Annotated in this window: 4 protein-coding genes; all 4 read left to right on the top strand. The window is 47.6% G+C overall.

What is annotated here, in order from left to right:
* Positions 1-1,449: type 2 periplasmic-binding domain-containing protein (locus tag DC345_RS26070; RefSeq protein WP_113055697.1), on the top strand; the 1,449-nt coding region annotated here is incomplete at its 5' end.
* Between the two features lie 106 nt (positions 1,450-1,555).
* A complete protein-coding gene (locus DC345_RS26075; RefSeq protein ID WP_113055698.1) occupies positions 1,556-2,521 on the top strand; it encodes an ABC transporter permease in 966 nt (321 codons plus the stop codon).
* Complete coding sequence (locus DC345_RS26080) at positions 2,521-3,474, top strand: carbohydrate ABC transporter permease (protein ID WP_113055699.1); 954 nt, start codon at positions 2,521-2,523, stop codon at positions 3,472-3,474. Before DC345_RS26075 ends, DC345_RS26080 begins: the two co-directional genes overlap by 1 nt.
* The coding region (locus DC345_RS26085; protein WP_146752165.1) for a glycoside hydrolase family 43 protein at positions 3,475-4,880 on the top strand (1,406 nt) is incomplete at its 3' end. It lies immediately after the preceding gene.

Here is a 4,880-nt window from a genome sequence, read left to right on the forward strand (position 1 = left end):
CTCGGCGTTACATTCAAATTCGAATTTCTGGCTGGTGACAAGAACCAAAAGCTCGGCGTCATGATCGCCGGTGGAGATTATCCGGATCTGATCTCAGCCGATACCAAACTTACGGCAGCCGGTTCAGTCATTCCGCTTGAAGATCTGATTGAAGAACACGCGCCTAATTTGAAGAAGCATTACGAGAAGTACTGGAATCAAATGAAGGACCCGAATGATGGACACATTTACTACCTGCCAAACTACGGTGCATACAACGGCGAAGTGGCTGATACCTACTACAGTGGACCTGCCTTTTGGATCCAAAAAGCCGTGTTGAAAGAGTTCGGTTATCCGACACCGAAGACACTGGACGAATACTTTGACTTGATCGCGAAGTACAAGGAAAAGTATCCAACCATTGACGGCAAACCGACAGTCGGTTTTGAGGTATTGAACTACGATTGGAAAAACTGGGGCTTGCTGAACCCGCCGCAACATTTGATCGGTCATCCGAATGATGGTGGTGTGGTCGTCAACGACGGCAAGGCAGAGATCTTTGCAGATAAGGATTATGCCAAGACGTACTATCAGAAACTAAATGAGATCAATGCACAAGGCTTGCTGGATAAGGAAGCGTTTGCACAAAACTACGACCAATATATGGCCAAATTGTCCAGTGGGGCAGTACTCGGCATGTTCGACCAACACTGGAATTTCGGCAGCGCGGAAGATTCGCTCATAACACAGGACAAAATTGAACGCACTTATGTGGGGTTCCCGCTCGTGTATGACAGCAGCACCAAAGACTATTATCGTGACCGCGCAGCGCTTAACCTGAACAATGGCTTCGGTATTACCGTGAGTGCCAAAGACCCTGTGAAAATCATTAAAGCACTCGACAAGCTTATGGAAGAAGATTGGCAAAAGACACTCACTTGGGGCATTCAGGATGAAGACTATTACGTCAATGACGAAGGCCGTTTCATGAAAACCCAAGAGCAGCGTGACAATGCCGCAGATGCGGCCTGGAAACTGGCCAATAAAGCAGATGCATTTTATGGAACTGCACCGAAAATGGAAGGTTACTTTAGCGATGGCAACGCCACTTCAGCAAGCAATCAGCCGGAAGAATATCAAGCCAGCTTGAGACCGTTTGATAAGGAAGTTTTGGGCGCTTATGGTTTCAACAGCTATGTCGATTTCTTCAGTGCTCCACCAGAGAATCCGGTGACTTACCCTGCTTGGTCTGTCGATCTGGTTGAGGGATCTCCAGCCAAGATTGCCAATACGAAGTTGAACGAATTATCAACCAAATATTTGCCTAAAGCGATTTTGGCTAACACGTCTGAATTCAGCAGTGTATGGAGCGAATACGTTTCCGAAATTCAAAAGCTGGATATCAAAACGTATGAAGATCGTATCAATGAAGTCTTGAAGTGGAGAATCGATAACTGGTCTGTGAAATAAGAAATTGTTGTCGGGAAGGAAGGTTACCTTCCTTCCTGATTTTTTTGAAGAACATATCGCTGGACGTTATTCCTTTCAATATAAAGATGGATAGGGGCCTGATATTATGGAGGAAATTGTAGTGGGTACCAAGCCGCTCCGCCCGAAGAAAAAACCAAAAATTAAGCGGATTACCTGGCAAAATATCAAAGCACAGAGACAACTCATATGGATGTCTGTTCCTCTGCTTGCGTACATTATCATCTTTGCTTATGTGCCTGTCTGGGGCTGGACGATGGCTTTCCAGGATTACAAACCGGCCAGAAGTTTCTCGCAGCAAACGTGGGTAGGGTTTAAGCATTTTCAATTTTTGTTTACCGATGACAATTTCTTGCGCGTGCTCCGCAATACGCTGGCCATGAGTATCATCAACATGGTTTTGGGTTTCGTTACCGCTATTGTTTTGGCATTGTTACTCAATGAGATCAAGAAGGTCATGTGGAAGCGGACGGTACAAACCATCTCTTATCTTCCTCACTTCTTATCATGGATTATCGTGACCGGCATCGTAGCGACATCGCTTGCTTCTGACGGCATTATCAACGATATCCTCATGAGACTGCACCTAATTAACGAGCCCATCTTGTGGCTGACGGAAGGCAAGTATTTCTGGGGCGTTGTGGCAAGTTCTCATATTTGGAAAGAAGTCGGATGGAGCACCATTATTTATTTGGCGGCCATGGCCTCGATTGACCCGGCACAGTATGAAGCTGCCGATATTGATGGCGCCAATCGGTATCAAAAAATGTGGAATGTCACCTTGCCGGGAATCAAGCCTACCATTGTCATCCTGTTGATTATGTCGATTGGACATATTCTGGAAGCTGGCTTCGAGGTTCAGTATTTGCTGGGTAATGGATTGGTTGTTGACTGGGCGGAAACGATTGATATCTTCGTGCTCAAATACGGGATTGCACAGGGCAACTATTCGCTCGCCACTGCAGGCGGAATATTCAAGACCGTGGTCAGCATTACGATGTTACTTGTAGCGAATTGGACCGCCAAGCGGCTTGGGGAAGAGAGGCTGTTATAATGACGAAAAAAACACCAATGTCTGGTTTAGGAAATACAGCGGCGCTCTCCGTTCGCCGCCCGGGTGGCAGAGGCATGGAACCGTTTCTGTTCAACACCTTTAATACCATCTTCATGGTTCTGCTGGTGATTGTGACGTTATATCCATTTTTGAACACGATTGTGGTTTCATTTAATGCAGGGAATGACACCATTCGAGGAGGCTTATATTTATGGCCCCGCGATTTCACCCTGCAGAATTACAAAGCCGTATTTGCATCAGGCACCATTTATAATGCATTTTTGATTTCCGTTGCACGTACAGTACTATCCACCGTTCTGAACATTTTCTTGACCACCATGCTGGCGTACACACTGAGTCGGCGCGATTATATTTTCCGCAAGCTGATTACGACCATTTTTGTACTGACGATGTATTTCAATGCCGGGCTAATTCCGGGGTACTTCCTGATGAAGGATCTGCACTTGATTAACTCCTTCTGGGTGTATGTTTTACCATCGCTGATTAGTGCGTTTAACCTGATCGTTATTCGTACCTATATTTACACGATCCCTGAAAGCTTGATTGAATCAGCCAAAATTGACGGAGCAGGAGACTTCAGAATTTTCTGGAGAATTATTTTTCCACTGTGCAAACCTGTGCTGGCGACTATTGCGCTCTTTGTCGCAGTCGGCGCGTGGAATTCCTGGTTCGATGCTTTTCTGTACACGTCATCACGTCAAGAGCTCAGCACACTGCAATACGAACTGATGAAGCTGTTGTCTTCCAGTATGAATGCCAACAGTAATCCTTCCGTTGCCAACGGCGTGGGGGTGGAGCATTCCACACAGGTAACGCCCATTTCCATTCGTGCTGCAGTTACGATTGTCGCTTCTGTTCCAATCTTGCTGGTGTATCCGTTTATGCAAAAATACTTTGTCGTTGGACTAAATGTAGGGAGTGTGAAGGAATAGATGTCACAGATTCAATCACAACTGATCCGTTATGCCAACCCGATTCTTCCCGGATTTTATCCGGATCCCAGTATTGTGAAGGCTGAACCATTTTTTTACCTCATTTGCAGTTCATTTGAGTATTTTCCCGGAGTGCCGATTTTTCGGAGTCCGGATCTTATTCACTGGGAGCAGATCGGCAACGTACTGGACCGAATCAGCCAGCTGGATTTGACCGGGCAGAAGAGCTCGGACGGCATTTATGCTCCGACACTGCGTTACCATGAAGGTACATTTTATATGATTACGACAGACGTGAGAGGCATCGGGAACTTCTATGTTACGGCAACCAACCCTGCCGGACCATGGTCCGATCCAATTCGTATTCCCTACGGGGGCATTGACCCCTCGCTGTTTTTTGACGACGATGGCAAAGTATACGTGACCGCTCAACAAGGTGCGGATTACGATTCTCACGCCATTCAGTATGAGATCGACATGACGACAGGAGAGGCGCTCTCCGAACCACAAGTTGTCTGGCATGGGGACGGCGGGCCATGGACCGAAGGGCCGCATTTGTATAAAATCAACGGCTTGTATTACATGATGTCTGCTTCCGGAGGCACAGCGAAGGAGCATCGCGAAATCATTGGTCGCAGCAACAATCCATACGGTCCGTTTGAACGCTATCCCGAGCCCATTCTGACTCACCGCCATGTGGATCATCCCATTCAGTATTTGGGCCATGCCGATCTGGTGGAGGATCATTATGGGGACTGGTGGGCCGTCTTCCTTGGCGTGCGTTTGACAGAGGACGGATATAGCGTGCTTGGACGGGAGACGTTCCTCGCACCGGTCGTTTGGAACGAGGGCTGGCCGCACATAGATAACAATGAAGGAACGGTAAGTCTGGATATGACCGTTCAACGTTCGCCAATGACGGCATCTTCAATATTGGATGGTCATACAGCAGTCGTTGTAGGGCGAGAAGACTTCAAGGAAGAACTTGGGCCACAGTGGATGTTCGTTCGCAATCCGTCAGAAGGAGCATGTTCTGTTACGGAAAAACCGGGTTTTCTGACCCTATATGGCCAGGAAGCAAGTCTCGGCGACGTTGGTCAGGTTACGTTTGTTGGCCGGAGGCAGCAGCATGTTGAAGCGTGTTATACAACTAGCATGGCATTCGTTCCGGCTGCTGATGGAGAAGAGGCCGGCATGTGTATCCGCCGGGATGAGGATGCGCACTATGAACTTGGCATAAGACGGTCAGAAGGCCGCAACCTGATGTTTGCCTGTCTCACGGTACGCGGAGAGTCGGAAATCGTGTATGAGGACGAGACTGAAGCGGAGCAGCTGTTTCTCCGAATTGAATCGACAGAGAAGGAATACAAACTGACTTGTTCCAAGGATGGAGAGAACTGGACAGT

It is taken from the genome of Paenibacillus taichungensis, assembly GCF_003287275.1.
In the GTDB taxonomy this organism is placed as follows: domain Bacteria; phylum Bacillota; class Bacilli; order Paenibacillales; family Paenibacillaceae; genus Paenibacillus; species Paenibacillus taichungensis_A.

Coding starts and splice junctions, on each gene's coding strand:
- DC345_RS26080 (WP_113055699.1), top strand. CDS start 2,521: ATGACGAAAAAAACACCAATGTCTGGTTTAGGAAATACAGCGGCGCTC.
- DC345_RS26075 (WP_113055698.1), top strand. CDS start 1,556: ATGGAGGAAATTGTAGTGGGTACCAAGCCGCTCCGCCCGAAGAAAAAA.